8 protein-coding genes are annotated in these 19,944 nt (G+C 36.1%); 4 read left to right on the top strand and 4 right to left on the bottom strand.

What is annotated here, in order from left to right:
* The first annotated feature begins 151 nt into the window (after positions 1-151).
* Positions 152-1,042: a hydroxypyruvate isomerase family protein gene (locus tag ACWNT5_RS11900; protein ID WP_456517443.1), complete on the top strand. Its 891-nt coding sequence runs from the start codon at positions 152-154 to the stop codon at positions 1,040-1,042.
* 428 nt (positions 1,043-1,470) lie between these two features.
* Here ACWNT5_RS11900 and ACWNT5_RS11895 read toward each other — a convergent pair whose 3' ends face one another.
* The 4 genes from ACWNT5_RS11895 to ACWNT5_RS11880 all read right to left on the bottom strand — a co-directional run bounded on the left by ACWNT5_RS11895 (position 1,471) and on the right by ACWNT5_RS11880 (position 5,416).
* A complete protein-coding gene (locus ACWNT5_RS11895) occupies positions 1,471-1,824 on the bottom strand; it encodes a hypothetical protein (RefSeq protein ID WP_343914087.1) in 354 nt (117 codons plus the stop codon).
* Positions 1,825-1,895: 71 nt separating this feature from the next.
* Positions 1,896-3,437, bottom strand: coding sequence for an acyl-CoA carboxylase subunit beta (locus ACWNT5_RS11890; RefSeq protein WP_456517442.1), 1,542 nt, complete (start codon positions 3,435-3,437; stop codon positions 1,896-1,898).
* Between the two features lie 2 nt (positions 3,438-3,439).
* Positions 3,440-4,882, bottom strand: coding sequence for an acetyl-CoA carboxylase biotin carboxylase subunit (locus ACWNT5_RS11885; RefSeq protein ID WP_456517441.1), 1,443 nt, complete (start codon positions 4,880-4,882; stop codon positions 3,440-3,442).
* 48 nt (positions 4,883-4,930) lie between these two features.
* The gene (locus ACWNT5_RS11880; protein WP_456517440.1) at positions 4,931-5,416 is read right to left on the bottom strand and encodes a biotin/lipoyl-containing protein; all 486 of its coding nucleotides are present in this window, start codon (positions 5,414-5,416) and stop codon (positions 4,931-4,933) included.
* Between the two features lie 252 nt (positions 5,417-5,668).
* Between ACWNT5_RS11880 and ACWNT5_RS11875 the strand changes: the two genes are divergently transcribed.
* The 3 genes from ACWNT5_RS11875 (at position 5,669) to ACWNT5_RS11865 (ending at position 19,736) form a co-directional block, all read left to right on the top strand.
* Positions 5,669-7,315 carry a tetratricopeptide repeat protein gene (locus ACWNT5_RS11875; protein WP_456517439.1) on the top strand — a complete coding sequence of 549 codons (1,647 nt, stop codon included), beginning with the start codon at positions 5,669-5,671 and terminating at the stop codon, positions 7,313-7,315.
* Positions 7,316-7,989: 674 nt separating this feature from the next.
* Positions 7,990-14,991 carry a BspA family leucine-rich repeat surface protein gene (locus ACWNT5_RS11870; protein WP_456517438.1) on the top strand — a complete coding sequence of 2,334 codons (7,002 nt, stop codon included), beginning with the start codon at positions 7,990-7,992 and terminating at the stop codon, positions 14,989-14,991.
* A gap of 224 nt (positions 14,992-15,215) precedes the next feature.
* Positions 15,216-19,736: a BspA family leucine-rich repeat surface protein gene (locus ACWNT5_RS11865; RefSeq protein ID WP_456517437.1), complete on the top strand. Its 4,521-nt coding sequence runs from the start codon at positions 15,216-15,218 to the stop codon at positions 19,734-19,736.
* Positions 19,737-19,944: the final 208 nt, after the last annotated feature.

Raw genomic sequence — 19,944 nt, 5'->3', positions numbered from 1 at the left:
GAAAAATGAAAAATTATAGATTCATCTTTCAATTGTTATTGTTTGCACAATTTTGCTTCTAATATAAGAAGTTTGTTTCTGTATTAACAATAAAATTAACAAATCATTAATTAAATTAGCTGTGTTTTATGAACTATTCAATTTTGGGGTTATGGCTAAGCTAAATAGAAGAAAAGCAATTCAGAATATATCTTTGGGTTTTGGAGCATTGAGTATCAGTGGTTCAGCGTTTGGGAAAACGATATCACAAGATTTTTCGAGAACTTTTTCGGATAGATTAAAAGGAAATGTAAATCATGCAGTTTGTAGATGGTGTTATCAGAGTATACCATTAGAAGAATTCGCAGAAAAGTGTAAAAGCATTGGGATCAAGGCTATTGATCTTTTAAAACCGGAAGAATGGGAAGTAGTGCAAAAAAAAGGACTTTCTTGTTCTGTAGCTACGGATACATTTGCTAGTATTACAGAGGGTTTTAATGATGAGAAGAATCATGAAAAATTACAAAAGCAATATATAGAGCTTATTTCCAAAGCTTCTCATGCAGGAGTACAACAGGTGATTGTGTTTTCTGGAAATAGGAATGGGATCTCTGATGAAGAGGGTTGGGAGCAATGTGCTAAAGGATTAGCACCTTTGGTGAAGCATGCAGAGAAGAATAATATTACGTTAATCATGGAACTGCTAAATAGTAAGGTTGATCATGCAGATTACCAATGTGATCATACTCCTTGGGGTGTTCAACTTGTGGATAAGATAGGTTCTGATAGTTTTAAATTGTTATATGATATTTATCATATGCAAATTATGGAAGGAGATATTATTGCTACCATTAGAAAGTACAAAGAGTATATATCGCACTATCATACAGGAGGTGTGCCAGGAAGACATGAAATAAATGACTCACAAGAATTAAATTATCCTGCAATTTTGAAAGCAATTGTGGAAACTGGATTCAAGGGATATGTAGCCCAAGAATTTATCCCTACTTATGAGGATAATCTGGCAGCCCTTAAAGAGGGAATACTAATATGTGATGTATAATTTTTGATCGTACTAGAATAGATCAATCCTTAATATTTTTTTAACAAAAACAGACTCAAATGGCTAAATACCCACTTATCTATGTGGGGAGAGGGTACATATATAGGTAGGGGTTTCATGTAAGATATAATACAAAGGGGTACTTATATAGGTGGGGCATTGTTTGTAAAAGGATTATGAGGGGTACTTCCAATAGTGGGTTAGGGTACCTCAGAGCTTAGTGCAACCTAGTAAAAAGCAAAGTGACACTAAGTTTAGAGGAAAGTGAGACTTCCCTTTTAGCTTCGACCATCTTAGTAATGAGGGTAGGAAGAGGGGACTTCAGAAGTAGAGGGAGGGTACTTAACAAGTACCCCTAGTTGGTAAAAAAAACTTAATATTTTAACTTTTTGAATGCAGTTTAAACCACTTCAGTTACACCTTTGTTCCTAAATGATGGTTTTTAGATCCTGCACCACATTTATATTATGGCGTAAATATGCGAAAAGGATAAATAAAATAATCATAGCTACCGTAAACCCTAATAAGTTTCCATTTTTACTACTAGATACCTTTTTGGAAGTTTTTAAATAAGCTTTGGATAATTTTTTAGTGTATTTAGAAACTAAAGCAAAAGCAGGTGCAAAAATCAATACTACTATTAGCATATCGATTAGCACCAAAAGATAGCCTTGTTCATGAATTTGTTTTTTTACAAGTTTAATAACAAATTCGTTAATCAAAGCTGCGCAAAGAACAGCAATAGCATAGATCGCAAATTTAGTGAGTTGTCTATTATTCATGGGGCATTTTCCTATAATTACTTCATCGTAAAAATAGGAAAATGTTTGTGACTTCTCCCCAAGAAATTTATTTATAAAGGAATATTGCCGTGTTTTCTTTTTGGTTGATGGATCTCCTTATTTTCTAGCATGCTAAATCCTTTGATCAATTTTCTTCTGGTATCTTCTGGTAAGATCACTTCATCTACGAATCCGCGCTGTGCGGCTCTGTAAGGATTCGCAAAAGTATCTGCATACTCAGTTTCTTTTTCTGCTAATTTTGCTGCTGGATCATCCGCAGCTTTGATTTCTTTTCTAAAGATAATTTCACTAGCTCCTTTGGCACCCATAACCGCTATTTCGGCAGTTGGCCAAGCAAAATTAAGATCTGCACCAATGTGTTTAGAATTCATTACGTCATAAGCTCCTCCGTAAGCTTTTCTCGTAATTACTGTTACCTTAGGAACAGAAGCTTCGCTTAAGGCATATAGTAATTTGGCTCCATGGACAATAATACCATTCCATTCCTGATCAGTTCCTGGTAAAAATCCTGGAACATCCACCAATACCAATAAAGGAATATTGAAACAATCACAGAAACGTGTAAAACGAGCAGCTTTTTTAGAACTATTTACATCTAAAACTCCTGCTAAAAACATAGGTTGATTCGCCACAATACCAACACTTTTACCTCCAATTCTGGCAAAACCTACAATAATATTTTCGGCGTAGTTTTTATGAATCTCAAAGAAAGAATCTTCATCAATAATTCCACCAATCACCTCATGCATATCATAAGGTTTGTTAGGATTTTCGGGAATGATATCTGCTAGAACAGCTCTTTTCTCGTCACCTAAGGTATACGGAAGCGCTTTTGTGGTTTCTTTATTGTTTTGTGGTAAATAACTCAGTAATGTTTTAAGATCTTCTAAACACTGAATGTCATTAGAAGAAGTGATATGCGCTACACCAGATTTTGTAGAATGTGTGCTTGCACCTCCTAATTCTTCAGAAGTAACTTCTTCATTAGTCACTGTTTTTACTACATTAGGTCCTGTTACAAACATGTAACTAGTATCTTCTACCATTAATGTGAAATCAGTAATCGCAGGAGAATATACGGCACCACCAGCACAAGGTCCCATAATGGCAGAGATCTGAGGAATAACACCAGAAGCTTGTACGTTTCTATGGAAAATGTCTGCATATCCACCCAAAGATCGCACTCCTTCCTGAATTCTAGCACCTCCAGAATCATTTAGTCCAATAATTGGCGCTCCCACGTTAACCGCTAAGTCCATAACCTTACAGATTTTCTCGGCATGTGTTTCGGATAAGGCTCCTCCAAATACGGTGAAATCTTGTGCAAAAACATAGACCAATCGTCCGTTTACAGTTCCATATCCTGTAACGACACCATCACCATAGTATATTTCATCTTGCATACCAAAATCAGTAGTTCTGTGAGTAACCAGAATACCAATTTCTTCAAAAGACCCTTCATCCAAGAAGTATGAGATACGTTCCCTAGCGGTTAGTTTCTTTTTTTGGTGTTGCTTTTCGATACGCTGTTTACCACCACCAAGATGTGCCTGATCAATCTTTTCTTGTAAAACTTTTATTTTCGAGTTCATATCTAGTGTGTTGGTAATCTTAGTTGTTTTTGATCTTCTTGATATTGTCGTAATGCTATCAATGCAGCAATTCTGGCTTCTTCTTGCATTTCTGTTTTCAGAGCATCAGCGGTATAATATTTCTTTACAAAATGAGTGTCGAAATTTCCTGATCTAAAGGCTTCGTGTTGGCATACAAATTTTCCAAAGGATAAGGTAGTCTGCACACCTTTTACTTGATAGTGATCAATAGCTTTGATCATTAATTCGATTGCTTCTTCTCGTGTTTCTCCATAAGTGATTAATTTGGATAGCATTGGATCATAGTAAATAGGAATATCCATTCCTTCTGCGTACCCATTATCTACACGAATACCATCACCAACGGGTATTTGATAGGTTTCCAGATTTCCAACACTTGGTAAGAAATCATTCATAGGGTCTTCTGCATAGACTCTTAATTCTAATGCATGTCCTTTAATGGTTAAATCTTCCTGTTTGATGTTTAACTTTTCACCTCTGGCAACTTTGATCTGTAGTTCTACAAGATCCACCTCAGTGATTAATTCAGTTACTGGATGTTCTACTTGTAGACGTGTATTCATCTCTAAGAAGTAGAAGTTGTGCTGCTCATCCAATAAAAATTCTACTGTTCCGGCACCCACATAATCACAAGCTTTAGCTACTCTAACCGCAGCTTCTCCCATTTTAGTTCTCAATTCTGGACTTAGTACAGCAGAAGGAGCTTCTTCCACTACTTTCTGGTGTCTTCTTTGTACACTACATTCTCTTTCAAAAAAGTGTAATACATTTCCATGGGTATCAGCCATCACCTGAATCTCGATATGTCTTGGAGAACCTACATATTTCTCGATAAAAACAGAACCATCACCAAAGGCAGAAACAGCCTCACTAATGGCACGTTGCATTTGAGATTCTAGATCTTCTTCCTTTTCTACTACACGCATTCCTTTTCCTCCACCACCAGCAGAAGCTTTGATCAAAATAGGAAACCCGATTTCTCTGGCAATTTCTTTAGCTTTTTCAGGATCTGTGATCGCTTCTTCGATACCTGGTACCATAGGGATGTCATATGCTTTAACCGCTTCTTTTGCCGCTAGCTTACTTCCCATAACTTCAATCGCTTTGGACTTAGGTCCAATAAAAATGATATCATTCTTTTCTACTTCCGAAGCAAAATCAGCATTTTCACTTAAGAATCCATATCCAGGATGTATAGCATCCACGTTTAATTCTTTGGCGATTTCAATAATCTTATTTCCTAATAAATAAGATTCACTAGAAGGAGCTTCACCAACGCAAACGGCTTCATCGGCAAATGCCACATGTGGTGAGTTCCTATCTATAGTAGAATAGATAGCTACCGTTTTAATCCCCATTTTGCTAGCCGTTTTCATTACCCGTATAGCAATCTCGCCTCTATTAGCGACCAATATTTTTTTCATAATCGTTTAGAACTTATGATAGATTTATAATTAGTGTGATAAGAACTATTATTCGAACTCGATTAATAGTTTTCCTTTATCTACTGCATCTCCTTTTTCGACTTCGATGGATTTAATAGTTCCTGCTCTTGGCGAAGTAATGATATTTTCCATTTTCATGGCTTCCAACACTAATAGATAGTCTTCCTCTTCAACTGTTTGTCCAACGGCTACCTGAATATCTATAATTAATCCTGGCATTGGAGATTTGATAGAATTTACTTGTTTAGAAGCACCAACAGAAAATCCCATTTCTGCAATCATCATCTCTAATGAATCAGCAATGTCCACTTCATAGGTATTAGAGTTTACTTTTATGCTGTATTTCTTATTGTTGAAATCTGATTGGATGATCTCACTATGATACGATTTGTTCTTGTCGAGAAGATGAAATTTTGAATCAGAAGTCTGGATAATATCCGTTTTGGAGACTTCTTCCTGGTCTATAGTATATTCAAAATCCTTATTTACTTTTACCTTATATGTTGCATTCATAAATAATCATTCATTTGGTGGATAAATATAGGTATTTATATTCAGCATAGGGATTTCTTGTGAAATTTTTAAAAATTGTTTCATAAAGGGTGTCTTTTCTGAGAAAATGAAAAAAAGAAAGTACTGCGTATTTTAGAGGGTGGGGTTGCAAAAAGGTGTCAAAAGGGTTTCATTGTGGTAGCAAATAAATTATCTTGTATTTTTGAAACTAATAAACCTTTTGTCATACACGATTAAAACCTAATATTCCTTTTGAAACTTTTATACCCTATCATTTTTATCTTTTTAAGTACGATACAATGCTTTGGTCAATCCCATGATAGTTTGGCTACTGTTTTGAAATATAAAATAGAAAGCGCTACGACAGATTCTGCACGAATTAGTTATAAAATACAATTGATAGAACAAATGCGTCGTTTTGATGTGGATACCACCAGAATTATAATCAACGATGTATTAGAACAACTTAAAAATATCCAAAGTCCGAAATCATATCATAAGAGTAATGAGGCGCAGGCTATCAATTATCTTGGTATTCTAGATATCAAACAAGGTAAAATAGAAAATGCTTTGGAGAATTATCTGAACGCACTTAATATCAGTGAAACTATAAATGACTCAACTACGATTGGATTTTCATTACATAATTTGGGCATGTTTTACAGACGCCAAAAAGATTTTAAAAAATCAAAACAGTATTTTAAAAATGCAATTACAATCAAAGAAAAGTTAGATGATATCGAAAGTTTGGCAGTATCTCATCATATGTTGGCAGTTGCCTATTATGAAAATAAACAACTAGATTCTTCCAGAAATCATTTGGCTATAGTTAAAGGTTTACCTTGCTCTGCTCTTAGAAAATCGAAAGCGAATGGAAGTTTAGCGGCAGTGTATTATTCAAATAAAGAGTATGATAAAGCCATTCAGATCTATAAAGAAAACATTGGTATTTCTAAAAAAGCAAAAGATTTGAATGAGTTAAGCGTAAGTTATTTAAATGTAGCAGTGTTATACAATGCTTTACAACAATATGACAATGCCGTTCCATATTTAGATAGTGCTATTGCAGAAGCTAAAAAGATCAAAAATAATGGACTATTAAGAACGCAGTACTATAGTAAAAGTAATCTGAATGAAACTAGGGGAGCGTATGAGCAAGCATTACAAGATTACAAGATCTATAAAATGTATAATGATTCTATTAATAATACAGAAAAAACCAAACGTATTACAGAATTAGAGCTCAATTATAAATTTGATAAAGAAAAGCAGGCAAGTGAATTACGATTGGAAAATGAAACCTCTAAGAAGCAATTGTACTTATTACTTTTTGTAATTGCAACTATTATGGGAGGTATTATTTTCTGGTTGACACGTAAAAACGCAAAGCAACGAATAGCCTTATCAAATAAAGAGTTAGCAACTGAGCAATTAGAAAAAGTAAAAGCAGAATTGGCATTAGTTACGAAAGAAAAAGAATTGAGGAATGCAGTTATAGAAAATTCTTTACGACAAGAAGTATTGAGTAAAACTTTGGGTGATATTAAAGATATTATCAAACTAGAAAATGAAAAAGAACGTAAAGCTGCTTTACAATCATTATCAGCATCCTTACTTTCGGAAAAAGCAACTACCACCAGTACTACAGATCTAAAATCTTATATGGATACCGTAAGTATGGATTTTAAAGTGATTTTGGATAATAAATTTCCCGATTTAAAAGAAAAAGAAAAAGAGTTATTGTGTTTAATGACCTTAGGACTCAATGCTACGGAGATTAGTAAACTACAAAACAATACCGTTTCAGCCATTAAGTCTGCACGCTCTCGTATTCGTAAAAAAATAGGAGTAGATTCTAAACAAGACATTATCGAGTTTATTAAGAATTCCAATATTTAATTAGTCCATAATTTTACTGCAGGAGTTATGATGTCATACTGAGCCTGTCGAAGTATAACTTTAGAACTTCTCTTTTTGGGCTTCGAGAACCTCAGCCCTCGATGAGCATGTACTCTTTGGTTTTCGAAGGATCTCAGTTCTAGATGTGTTCGGACCCTGAGGTTCTCGAAGGGTCTCACACCTTGATATGTATATATCTTCAGTCCTAGATATGATGAGGTCGGGCTTCGAGAGCCTCAGCCCTCGATGTGTATGGCCCCTTAATTACTAAAAAGGTCAAATTTTGAATATAACATATCGTCAGTTCGAGTGTCCCGATGTATATCGGGATGTATCGAGAACCAATTCTAGTCTTCATCATGTCGGGCTTCGAGAGCCTCAGCCCACGATACGAGTGAACTCTCAAGTTCTCGAAGGGACCGATATAGCAACTATAAAGAAAAGGAAAACAAACCTGCAACCCCAAAAACACCCCGTTGCATCCCTTTTGCAACCCCTAAATTCTTTGTAGCCCTTAAAATCCTGTTAATTTTGCACTCGATTTTAAGAATTTATTTCAACTCTTTTTTTAATAAAAAGCCCCTTATGAAATGAGCCATTAAAATGATTTTTATTGAACTGATCATTACTATTGGTGAATTCCATCTGGCTGATAAACCTTATACAAGCAACAGATGAAACACTTTTACATTACACTATTTTTTATTGTTAGTTTTTTTACTGCTGGATTTGCTCAAAATGAATTTATTACCACTTGGCAAACCACAACAGCTAATGAAAGTATTACCATTCCCACTACAGGATCTGGATATAATTATTCAGTTGATTGGGGTGATGGAACTTTAGAAACGGGTTTTACAGGAAATGCTACCCATGAATATGCTGTAGCAGATACCTATACCGTTAAAATTACAGGGGATTTTCCAAGGATTTACTTTGCAAAAGCGGGTGATAAAGATAAAATTAGAACCATAGAACAGTGGGGGACTATTCGATGGACTAGTATGGGAAACGCTTTTGATGGATGTTCGCAATTGATATTGAATGCAGATGATACCCCAGATTTATCTTTGGTTACTAATCTATCTTCAATGTTTGAAGATGCAAGTAGTTTAATGGATACTAAGGGTAGTATTAGAGACTGGGATGTTAGTGCGATTAGAGATATGACGGGCATGTTTGCGTCTGCAAATGATTTTGGTCAAGACTTAGGTAATTGGGATATTTCTAATGTTACTAGTATGGTAAGTATGTTTTTTAGGAGTGGTTTATCTACTGAAAACTATGATGCTACTTTAATTGGTTGGGCTAGCTTGGATGTAGGTGAAACCATACCTTCTAATATTTCGGTTGATTTTGGGAGCAGCACTCACTGTTTAGGTACTTTCGCTTTGAATACATTAACATCAACACCAAATAACTGGATGGTTTTAGATCGGGGATTCAATTGTGATGATAGCGACGCATTTATAACTACCTGGAGGACTTCTTCAAATAATGAGACCATTACGATTCCAACTATAGGCTCAGGATATGAATATTATGTAGATTGGGGAGATGGTTCGGTTGAAACTATAGAAACAGGCGATGCAACTCATCAATATATCTCAGGTCCTGGCGATTACCAAATTAGAATATGGGGTAATTTTCCACGAGTCTATTTTAACAATAATGGAGATAGAAATAAAGTTATTTCCGTAGATCAATGGGGAACGAACAAATGGCAAAGTTTTGAATCTGCCTTTAATGGAGCAACTAATCTAGTACTAAATGCCACGGATATACCAAACCTATCTGAAGTTGAGAATTTAAGCAGAATGTTTCAATCTACAACAAATTTTGTTGATAATGGTGGAAGGATGAAGGATTGGGATGTAAGTGGTATTGAAGATATGTCCAATATGTTTACGGATTCAAATTTTAATGAAAATATTGAAAACTGGGATACTAGCAATTTAAGTAATTGGGTTGATATGTTCTCAGGGGCGATTAATTTTGATCAAAATTTAGGAAATTGGGATTTAAGTAAAATAGCGGATAGAAGTTTTATTACTTTTTTTACCCTTTCTGAGGAAAATTATATTAAAACATTAAATGGTTGGGGGATTGATGATAGTGGAATGGATGGAGATGGTATTGATGATATTCCTTTTGAGGTTTTACTAATTTTTCAGCAACTAACTAGCTATTGTTTGGGTATGCAAGCAGAGGCTAACTTAACTTCAGATCCCTATAACTGGCAGGTTATTGGTGTAAGTGAAAATTGTGATAATGCTTTTATCACTACCTGGCAAACCACAGCAGCAAATGAAACCATCACCATACCTACAACTGGATCTGGATATGATTACCATATCGATTGGGGAGATGGTACTGTAGAAACTGGTTTTACAGGAAATGCTACACATGAATATGCTACCGCAGATACTTATACCGTTAAAATTACAGGGGATTTCCCAAGGTTTTATTCTCCAGGAATGGGAGGGTATTTTACTAATGCAGCCAAGATTCAATCCATAGAACAATGGGGCACGCAACAGTGGGAAAGTATGGAAAATGCTTTTGATAGTACAACCAATTTGGTGATTAATGCTACCGATGTTCCAGATCTGAGTATGGTAACCAGTATGCAAGGAATGTTCTTTTTAAATTCTAGTCTTGTTGATAACGGTGGTGCTATAAGCACATGGGATGTAAGTAATGTGCAGGATATGGGGTACCTATTTAGAAATACTCCCTTTAATGAGGATATCAGTAGTTGGAATACTCAGAATGTTACCAATATGAGTAATATGCTGGCTAACTGTCCAAATTTTGATCAAAATCTTGGTAATTGGGATATTAGCAGTGTAACTAATATGTCTGATATGTTGGTTACCTCAGGACTTTCTTTAGCTAATTATGATGCTACCTTACTTGGTTGGGCAACGGACTTTAGTGGAAATACAACTGATGGAATTGATGATATTCCTGCTAATATTACTTTTCATGCAGGTTCTAGCAGCTATTGCTTAGGAGTGGATGCTCATAATACGCTTACAAGTGCACCTTACAATTGGACCATAAGCGATGATGGAACCACTTGTGCTTCTACAGATTTTTTTATTACCACTTGGCAAACCACTTCAGATAATGAAAGTATTACCATTCCAACGTTTGAAAATGGATATAACTATTCAGTTGATTGGGGAGATGGAACTGTTGAATATGGATTTACAGGAAATGCAAGTCATGAATATGCTACTGCAGGAACTTATGTAGTTAAAATCAATGGTGACTTTCCTAGAATATACTTTTCTGGAAACACATCTATTGCAACAAAAATTTTAAGTGTAGAACAGTGGGGAACTATTGCCTGGAATTCCATGTCTGATGCGTTTAATGGATGTTCTAATTTAGTAATCAATGCGACGGATGCTCCAGACTTAAGTAATGTTGTTTTATTAAGTCAAATGTTTGCGGCTTGTACTTCTCTTACGAATGAAGATTTTAATCATTGGAATCTCTCAAGCGTAACAAAGATAAACGGAATGTTTGCAGGCGCAACAAACTTTAATGGTAGTATCAACGAATGGGATGTGAGTAATGTTGATAACATGGAGGCAGTTTTTGGAGGAACAGGATTGTTTAACCGGGATTTGAGTGATTGGGATGTATCTAATGTTGTTGATATGGGATTCATGTTTTTTAACGCTACAGGTTTTGATCAAAGTCTTGGTGCATGGGATATATCTAGTTTAAGAATCACAACCGGAATGTTTAGTAATGTAGGGCTTTCTACAGCTAGTTATGACGCAACTTTAATGGGTTGGGCAAGCTTAGATACTGGAGAAACACAAATACCTACAGGAATTTCTATTGTTACAAATCACCTAACGTATTGTCTTGGAGTAGATGCGCACAATACGTTAACCAGTGCTCCCTATAATTGGTCTATTACCGATGCAGGAACTACTTGTGCTTCCACAGATTTCTTTATTACCACTTGGGAAATAGCCACAAATAATGAAGAAATAGCACTTCCTATCACAGATACGGGGCTGGATTTTATAGTAGATTGGGGAGATGGTATGATTACCAATGAAACCGAAGAGGCTTACCATACCTATGCGAATGCAGGAACGTACACCATCCGTATTTCAGGAAACTTTAATCGTATGCGTTTTAATGGAAATGCAGATAGGAATAAAATCCAAACCATAGAACAATGGGGAAGCAATACTTGGACTTCTATGGAGGATGCTTTTAACGGTTGTACGAATTTAGAAGTGAAAGCAGTGGATAGTCCGGATTTATCAAATGTTACTTCACTTGAATCGATGTTTCGCTCATGCCATTCCTTAGATAAAGATTTCAATGTTGATTTTTCTGGATGGGATACCAGCGGGGTTGAAAATTTTACCTGGGCATTTGCAGATGCGATCGCATTTAACAGTAGTAGTATTACTAATTGGGATGTAAGCGAAGCAACCCGCTTTGATTTTATGTTCCTAAGTGCTACCTCTTTTGATCAAGATTTAAGTCAATGGGATATTAGCAGTGCCACGAGTATGGACACAATGCTTCGAGATGCAGGAATGTCTACAGAGAATTATGACGCGACTTTAATCGGTTGGGCGACTTTAGAAACGGGAGAAACACAAATTCCTAGTGATATTGTATTAGATGTTGATGCCACCTATTGTTTAGGAGAAGCTGCCAGAAACACATTAACAAGTACCTTGTATAATTGGCTCATCTTTGATGAAGGAGCTGTTTGCTCAGCAACAGATTTCTTTGTTACTACTTGGCAAACGACTACAGCGAATGAAGTAATCACTATTCCTATTAGAAGTACAGAAACTTATAATTATAGCGTAGACTGGGGAGATGGAACTATAGAAACGGGTCTTACAGGAAATGTAACACATACATTTGCAACAGCAGGAATCAAAACTATAAAGATAACAGGAGACTTCCCAGCGCCATTTTTTACAAGATTAACAGGTGGTGATGAAGGTAAATTGTTAACTGTAGAACAATGGGGTACACAACAATGGACTTCAATGCAGAATGCTTTTCAGGGTTGCTATAACTTAAAATTGAATGCTGATGATATTCCTGATTTATCACAGGTAACAAATATGTCAAGTATGTTCAGGGATTGTACTAACCTCGAAGACTTAAAGGATGTAATGAATTCTTGGGATATGAATACTATCGAGTCTATTTCTTCTATGTTTAAAGAGTGTACTCTATTTGATGAGAATATCGGGAGTTGGACATTTAATAGTTTAACTGCAGCTTTTAATGCCTTTGAGGGTGCTGTAACTTTTAACCAGAATATTTCAAACTGGGATGTGAGTAAAGTAGATCAATTAGACGCGATGTTTAAGGATGCTACTTCTTTTAATCAACCAATCGGGAATTGGACTTTAGGAGTTGTAGATTATATAGATAGAATGTTCCAGGGAGCAACCGCTTTTAATCAGGATTTAAGTAATTGGGATTTTAGTAATGTGTATGATGCAGGAAACATGTTCGAAGGTGCTTCATCCTTTAATCAGGATCTTTCTAATTGGGATATTAGTAATGTAGAATCATTAGATAACTTTTTTATCGGTTCGGGAATGTCTCAGGAAAATTATGACAACACTTTGATCGGATGGGCAACTTTAGAAGCTGGAGAAACTACAATCCCAGCTAATTTAACACTGGATGCTACGGTTGCTCATTGTTTAAGTGTCGATGCAGTAAATACGCTAACCAACGCACCTTATAATTGGACCATCAATGATGGAGGACAAGGATGTGTTGACCCAGTGATAACTTTATTAGGAGATAATCCACAAGTAATAGAAAGAGGTGATGCGTATACAGAGCTAGGTGCTGAAGTTACCTATGGTGCAATAGTAACAATCAATGCAACTTCTGTAAATACAGATGTGGTAGGTAGCTATTCGGTTGCTTATGATGCTGTAAATACGGTATCGGGAGCCACTGCAACACAAGTAACCAGGACTGTGGAGGTTGTAGATACTACCGCTCCAGTAATTACCTTAAACGGGCTAAATCCACAAATCATTGAATTAGGAGATCCGTATGTAGAACTGGGAGCAACAACCGATGATGGTAGTCCAGTAACTTTAGATACTAATATTGGTCTCTTGGTTAGTGATGTAGGTACATATTCGGCAATGTATTTTGCTGTAGATGCTTATGGTAATAGTTCTACAGTATTTAGAACAGTAGAAGTGGTAGACACTACCGCTCCAGTAATTACCTTAAGCGGAGCAAATCCACAAATCATTGAATTAGGAAATCCGTATGTAGAACTGGGAGCAACAACCGATGACGGTAGTCCAGTAACTTTAGATACTAATATTGGTCTCTTAGTTAGTGATGTGGGTACATATTCGGCAATGTATTTTGCCGTGGATGCTTATGGTAATAGTTCTACAATATTTAGAACTGTAGAAGTGGTAGATACTACCGCTCCAGTAATTACCTTAAACGGACCAAATCCACAAATCATAGAATTAGGAGATTCGTATGTAGAACTGGGAGCAACAACCGATGACGGTAGTCCAGTTACTTTAGATACTAATATTGGTCTCTTAGTTAGTGATGTGGGTACATATTCCGCAATATATTTTGCCGTGGATGCTTATGGTAATAGTTCTACAGTATTTAGAACAGTAGAAGTGGTAGACACTACCGCTCCAGTAATTACCTTAAACGGACCAAATCCACAAATCATAGAATTAGGAAATCCGTACGTAGAGTTGGGAGCAACCACCGATGATGGTAGTCCAGTAACTTTAGATACTAATATTGGTCTCTTGGTTAGTGATGTAGGTGCGTATTCTGCAATGTATTTTGCAGCAGATGCTAGTGGTAATAGTTCCACAGTATTCCGAACAGTAGAGGTGGTAGATACGACTAATCCAACCGTGGTATGTCAAAATATAACCGTACAACTAGATGACACAGGAAATGCTAGTATTACCGCGGCTATCATCGATAACGGTTCTACAGATCTTTCAGGCATAGTATCACTAGCAATTGATGTGACTGATTTGGATTGTACAAACGTTGGAGACAACATGGTTACCCTAACGGTTACCGATGCTAACGGAAATACAGATATGTGTATGGCTACTGTTACGGTAGAAGATTCCATTTCTCCAGAATTTGATATAACCACAGTACCAACAGATATGGAAGTGCCTTTTGATACAGGTGATATGTATACGTTGGCTGATTTTACTACTGATGTAGTGGTGACTGACAATTGTGATAGTAACAGTGTGTTTGCGACGACGATTACACAGAGTCCTGTGGCAGGTACATTATTAGCAGCAGGGGATCATGTCATTACACTAATAGCAACAGATGATAATTCGAATATAGAAACAGTTTCTTTTACGATTACTGTATCCGCGATATTGAGTGTAGAAGAAAATGAAGAGTATCTGTTCACGATATATCCAAATCCAGCGAAAGATCAGGTTTGGATCACTGGATTACAAGGTGAAGCAGAAGTAACGATTTCAGATATCAATGGTCGCATATTAAGAACAATAAAAGTGATGAACGATCAAGCGATTTCTACCACGGATTTATCTGAAGGAGTGTATTTGATTACGATAGAACAAAATGATATCAATCAAACCATGAGATTGATGAAGAATTAGAATACTAAATAATCATCGGCAAAAGGAAGTGTTACAAAGTTAAGGGGTTGTAACATGGAAATTTGCCAAACAAAACCATCCGCCTCAGACGGATGGTTTTTTGTTTATAGTATTTTGCAACCCCTTTGCAACCCCTGTTTTCTTGGTAAAACTTAATATCTTGTTAATTTTGCACTCGATTTTAAAAAATGTATATCAACTCTTTTTCTAAAAGACCCCTTAATATGAAACACATTTACACTGCACTTTTTTTGATTGTTAGCTCTTTTACTGTAGGATTTGCTCAGGATGAGTTTATAATTACTTGGCAAGCCACTGATGATCAAAAAGAACTTTCTATACCCACCTCTGGATCTGGCTATAATTATACTGTAGATTGGGGAGATGGAGTTATAGAATCCAATCAAACAGGAATTAGTTTTCATACATACGCAAGTAATGGTATTTATACTGTGAAAATACAGGGAGTATTTCCTTCGATAACCTTTGGTAACAATCCTGATTTTAGAGTTCCAGCTCAATTAGTATCCGTAGAACAATGGGGATCAAATGCCTGGACGGATATGACCAGAGCGTTCTCAGGTTGTACAAACCTAGTGATTAATGCTACAGATATACCAGATTTAAGTAATACTACTTCTTTGGAAAAAATGTTTGATGGGACTACCAACTTTGTGGATAATGGAGGACAACTTGGAAATTGGAATGTGTCAACTATTGAAAACATGATCGATATGTTCAGAAATTCTGGAATGAATGTAAATATAGGGTTATGGAATGTGGGAAACGTAATAGATTTTACAGGGATGTTTACCGGAAATACCGCATTTAATCAAAATATAGATGGTTGGAATATTGGGGAGTTTGTGACTGGTACTATAAATATGAGGGCTATGTTTGACTCTGCTAGTAGTTTTAATAGTCCTTTAAATACATGGGATATAAGTAGAGTCATAAACATGTCAAGTATGTTTGGGTTTGCTACAGCGTTTAATCAGCCTCTTGATAATTGGGATACGAGTAGCGTAGAGAATATGGGAGGAATGTTTTTTGGAGCATCAGACTTTGATCAAAATGTTGGTGATTGGAATCTTTCTAGCGTAACCGCTATGGGGGCTATGTTCCAGTTAGCTGGACTTTCCACAACAAATTATGATGCTACCTTAATTGGTTGGGCTACACAAGATGCGGGAGAAACGATACCATCAAATATTAGCATCAGTTTTGAAGGAAGTCAATATTGTATTGGAGAAGCAGCAAAGAATACATTAACCAGTGTTCCTTATAATTGGTCTATCATAGATGATGGTGCAGCGTGTGCTTCTACAGACTTTTTTATAACCACATGGCAGACCACTACAGATAATGAAAGTATTACTATACCGACTACAGGAGCTGGATATAATTATGCAGTAGATTGGGGAGATGGTACTATTGAAACAGGATTTACGGGAAATGCAACACATGAATATTCAACTTCAGGAAACTATACAGTAAAAATTATTGGAGATTTCCCAAGAATTTTCTTTAATAATCAAGGGGATAGAAAAAAAATTATGTCGATTGAGCAATGGGGAGATCAAGAATGGCAAAATATGGCACAAGCTTTTAATGGCTGTGAAAACTTAAAATTAGAAGCAACTGATTTACCTAACCTTAGCCAAGTAATCAATGCTACTAGAATGTTTGCAAATACAACAAATTTCGAAGATTTAGGAGGAGTTATTGGTCAATGGAATACTGGAAATATTAATAACATGAACGCCATGTTTATTAGTTCTGGATTTAATGAAGAAATAGGAAATTGGGATGTATCTAAAGTAACTAATTTTAGTGGGATGTTTTATGATTGTCCTAATTTTAATCAAAACTTAGCTAATTGGGATTTAAGTGAAGCAGTTAACATGCGCTCTTTTATAAGTACCACTTCACTAGCTACAAGTAGTTTCTCAATGGAAAATTACGATAAAACCTTAAAAGGTTGGGCAACACTCACTACAGGAGAAACAAGAATTCCTAGAGATCTTGTTGTAGGTGTTAATTTAACCAGATATTGCGATGCATTTGTAGAACGTAATTTATTAGTTAGTGACTACGGTTGGAGAATCTCTGATCTTGGTTTAGGGTGCCCAGAAAATGATAAATTTATAACCACATGGGAAGTTGCAGCTGGTGAAACTATCACGATACCTACATTTAGTGGAGAATCATATCGTTATGTAGTAGAATGGGGAGATAATACAACCAGTGCAGCCGTAGATGATACACCATTATCACATACTTATGAATTTGGTAGAACTTATAGGGTGAAAATAACAGGAGAGTTCCCAAGAATTTATTTTAACAATACGGGTAGTAGAAACAAAATTATTTCCATAGATCAATGGGGAACACAGCAATGGGATAGTATGAATCGTGCTTTTGCTGGTTGTAGTAACTTAGTGTTAAATGCTGATGACGTACCAGATTTATCAACCACAACAGACATCTCATTTATGTTCGCTGGGGCGACTTCTTTTGAGGATCATAAAGACATTATGAATAGTTGGGATGTTTCGAACATTAGCAATATGTGGGGTGTTTTTGATACTGCTACGGCTTTTAATGAAAATATAACTTCATGGAATGTTGGAAATGTGACCAATTTTAGTAGAATGTTCTATCAAAGTGGTTTTTCTCAAAATATAGGTGGTTGGAATATTGGGGAACAGGTTACAGGTACTATAAATATGACCGAAATGTTTGCTAGAGCAACATCCTTTAACCAGGATCTTAGCAATTGGGATATGAGCAAGGTAAGTAGCTTAAGAGAAATGTTTCGACAAAACTTTGGTTACGATCAATCACTAGGGGATTGGGATATATCGAGTGTGACAGATATGAGAAATATGTTGTTTAGTTCAGGATTATCGACAGAAAATTATGATCAGACCTTAATCGGTTGGACAACATTAGATGCAGATGAGACTCAAATCCCAGTGGGAATTACATTTAATGCAGGAAATAGTACCTATTGCTTAGGAGAATCGGCACGAAATACTTTAACTGCTGCACCTTATAATTGGATAATCAACGATATGGGGCAAGCTTGTATAACCCCAATAATTACTCTATTAGGAGATAATCCACAAGTAATAGAAAAAGGAGATATGTATACCGAATTAGGAGCTGAAGTTACCTATGGAGCTACGTTAACTATCAATTCGGCGTCTGTAAATACAAATCAAGTGGGTAGTTATACGGTTACTTATGATGCTATAAATACAGTTTCTGGTGAAACTGCAATGCAAGTAACCAGAACAGTAGATGTCGTAGATACTACCGCACCAATAATTACCTTAAATGGAGCAAATCCACAAACTATAGAATTAGGAGCTGGATATACTGAGTTAGGAGCGACTACCGATGATGGATCTGCGGTAAGTATTGATACTTCAGAATTTATGGATGCAGTAGGAAGTTATACGATCTATTATGACGCTACCGATGCTGCTGGTAATGTAGCTATTCAAGTGACCAGAACAGTGGATGTCGTAGATACTACCGTACCAGTAATTACCTTAAACGGCGCAAATCCGCAAACCATAGAATTAGGAGCTGGATATACTGAGTTAGGAGCTACAACCGATGATGGTTCTGCAGTAAGTATAAATACTTCAGAATTCATGGATGCAGTAGGTAGTTATACGATTTATTATGATGCTACCGATGCTGCTGGCAATGCAGCTATTCAGGTGACCAGAACAGTGGATGTAGTAGATACTACCGCACCAGTAATTACCTTAAACGGAGCAAATCCACAAACCATAGAATTAGGAGCTGGATATAATGAGTTAGGAGCTACTACAGATGATGGATCTGCGGTAAGTATTGATACTTCAGAATTTATGGACGCAGTAGGAAGTTATACGATCTATTATGATGCTACCGATGCTACTGGTAATGCAGCTATTCAGGTAACCAGAACTGTGGATGTAGTAGATACTACCAATCCTACTGTTGTATGTCAAAATATAACCGTACAATTAGATGATACAGGGAATGCTACTATTACGGCCGCTATGATTGATAATGGCTCTACAGATCTTTCAGGCATAGCATCAATTGTTATTGATGTTACAGATTTTGATTGTACTAACATTGGAGATAACATGGTTATGCTAACAGTTACTGATACTAATGGAAATACGGATATGTGCATGGCTACTGTTACGGTAGAAGATGAGGTAGCTCCAGAATTTGATATGACTACAGTACCTATGGATATGGAAGTACCTTTTGATACTGGTAATATGTATACGTTGGCTGATTTTACAAGTGGAGTAGTGGTTACAGATAATTGCGATACTAACAAAAGTGCATTGGCTACGACGATTACGCAGAGTCCAGTAGCAAGTACATTATTAGCAGAAGGTGATCATGTAATCACACTTACAGCAACAGATGATAATTTGAATATCGAAACAGTTTCTTTTACCATTACCGTATCTGGTGTACTAAGTGTAGAAGAAAATACAGAAGACATATTCTCGTTATACCCAAATCCAGCTACGGATCAATTTTGGATTACAGGAGTAAGCGGAGAAGCAGAAGTAACTTTTTATGATATCAACGGTCGTATGTTACAAACCATAAAAGTTATGAATGAACAAGCGATTTCTACGACTGATTTATCCGAAGGAGTGTATTTGATTAGGATCGAACAAAATGATATCAATCAAACGATGAGATTGATGAAGAATTAGAATACTAAATAATCATAGGCAAAAGGAAGTGTTACGAACTTTAAGAGATTGTAACATGGAAGATTACCAAACAAAACCATCTGCTGCTGCGGATGGTTTTTTTTTATATCCAATTGTTAAAAATTAAATATTTATTAAATGTCTCCCATTTGTCTCCTTTTTCTTTTTATGGATACTTAAGTTGTTGACTACTATTGCAAAAAAAAGT

The sequence above is a fragment of the Aquimarina sp. 433 genome (assembly GCF_054054605.1).
The sequence above is the reverse complement of the archived record's forward strand: the minus strand, read 5'-3'. Positions and strand labels throughout refer to the sequence as shown.